Annotated in this window: 1 protein-coding gene and 2 pseudogenes; 1 reads left to right on the top strand and 2 read right to left on the bottom strand. The window is 69.3% G+C overall.

Going from position 1 to position 1,772, the window contains the following annotated elements; translation table 11 throughout:
- A pseudogene (locus GTW67_RS22865) lies at positions 1-141 on the bottom strand (MFS transporter); the annotation flags it as partial.
- Between the two features lie 135 nt (positions 142-276).
- On the opposite strand from GTW67_RS22865, the pseudogene GTW67_RS22860 reads away from it, so the two are divergent.
- A pseudogene (locus GTW67_RS22860) lies at positions 277-933 on the top strand (LysR family transcriptional regulator); the annotation flags it as partial.
- Here the strand turns inward: GTW67_RS22860 and GTW67_RS22855 are convergent.
- The gene (locus tag GTW67_RS22855; protein WP_202437576.1) at positions 891-1,385 is read right to left on the bottom strand and encodes an NAD-dependent epimerase/dehydratase family protein; all 495 of its coding nucleotides are present in this window, start codon (positions 1,383-1,385) and stop codon (positions 891-893) included. The pseudogene GTW67_RS22860 and the gene GTW67_RS22855 sit on opposite strands and share 43 nt — an antisense overlap.
- Positions 1,386-1,772: the final 387 nt, after the last annotated feature.

The raw sequence follows: 1,772 nt of genomic DNA, 5'->3' as shown, positions 1-1,772 counted from the left end.
TGCCGCCTCCAGCAGCGAGACCGCGAACGCCGACGAGTCCAGCACGCGCACCGCGATGAGCGGGAACGCGCCGAACGCCGTCCACGTGCCGTACGTGCTGACGGCGTACGCCCACCACAGCCGGCGGAAGTCCGGTCCCATGTTCACGCGTGCACGGCTCCTTCGTGACAACCGACGTTTGGGTCCGCTCATCCCATCGGTCGGAGGAGCGCAGGATCAAACAACCGTCCTCCGGCACGCCACAACCAGTGGTTGTGCGGGCTTACGCTGCCTCCCATGGATACCGAGGCAGTGCGATCTTTCGTCCGGGCGGCCGAACTCGGCCAGCTCCAGCACGCCGCCGACGAGCTCGGCGTGACACAGCAGGCGGTCTCCAAGCGGATCGCCGCCCTGGAGCGCGAGCTGGAGGTCCGGCTGTTCACCCGTACCGCCCGAGGCGTCGAACTGACGCTGGACGGCCAGGCGCTCCTCCCGCACGCGCGGAGCGTCGTCGCGAACGTCGACCGTGCCGTCGCCGCGGTCAGGCCCGGTTCGCGGGCCCTGCGGATCGACGTGCTCGGCCTGCGGTCCGCGCAGGCCGTCGTCCTGCACGACTACTGGCGCTCGCGCCCCGGGACCGACCTCGACGTGGTCACCCTCAGGGTCGACGACCCCCACGTGGCGGCCGCAGCCGTCCAGGCGGGCGAGATCGACGCCTCGTTCCGCAGCGTCACCGACCCGGCCACCCTGCCGCCCGACGTGCGGATGATCCACGCCTTCGACTCCCCGCTGGAACTCCTCGTCGGCCCCAGGCACCCCCTCGCCGCCGCCCGCACCCTGACCCCGCCCCGGCTGCGCGGGCTGCGGATCTGGGTGCCCGGCATCGCGCCCGGCAGCGAATGGGCGGACTTCTACGACCAGCTCGCCGAGGCCTTCGACCTCCGCATTTCGTCGCCGAAGGCTTCGGTCACGGCCCGCTCTCCGCCGGCCTTCTGGAAGCCGTACTTCGTGGGGCTGCCGTCCTCCCCGGTATAGCCGAACGACCCGTCGGCATCGGGCGGGCACCCCAGCAACGGGGATTCCTCCGTCAACGGTTCGTGCGGCCAGCCTTCGTAGACGGAGACCGTGGACAGGTGGACCCAACGGTGCGCACGTCCCGCCAGCGTGGTCGTGGCCAGGAGGACTTCGCGGGGCGGCAGCTCCGAGCTGGACGTGTCGACGACGGCGTCCCACGGGCCGTGCTGCGCGAGCTTTCGCAGGTCCTCGTGGATGGTGCGGTCACCGTGTACAGCCTCCACGCCGGGCACGTCCACGCCGGACCGTCCGCGGTTGAAGGTGGTGACGTCCCACCCTCTCGCCAGTGCGGTCTCCGCAATGGCCTTGCCCAGAAACCACGTTCCGCCCATCACGAGAATCCTCATGCCCCGATCCTGCCCTGCTCGGGGCGCGGGCGACAGGGCCTGACTGTACGGTCCGCAGTCGCAAGGAGCGCAGCGGCGCGGCGATGTCGGCGATACCTGTCTTCCTGGGCGCCTGAGAGTGACGGGCTGTCATGGAGCCGCGGATGCTGCGGGTAGCGTCTCTCTGTGCATGACTACAATCCTGGGAATCGCGGAGTCCGTTGGGACGGCATGTGCCTGTCTCGAATTCCCGGTGAGCCTCGGGAGTACCTGTCGATTCATAACGTCATGCCCTATTTGCCGGAACCTGTAGAAGTCCCTCAAAGTGAGCTCCCGCGGGTATAAACTCGCAGGTCATTCAGTCTGCTCCCCGCACCCGCGGGGATGGTCCCT

The organism is Streptomyces sp. SID5910 (assembly GCF_009862125.1).
In the GTDB taxonomy this organism is placed as follows: Bacteria; Actinomycetota; Actinomycetes; order Streptomycetales; family Streptomycetaceae; genus Streptomyces.
The sequence above is the reverse complement of the archived record's forward strand: the minus strand, read 5'-3'. Positions and strand labels throughout refer to the sequence as shown.

Excerpts from the sequence above, each read along its gene's own strand:
- GTW67_RS22855 (WP_202437576.1), bottom strand. The coding sequence starts at position 1,385 with ATGGGCGGAACGTGGTTTCTGGGCAAGGCCATTGCGGAGACCGCACTG.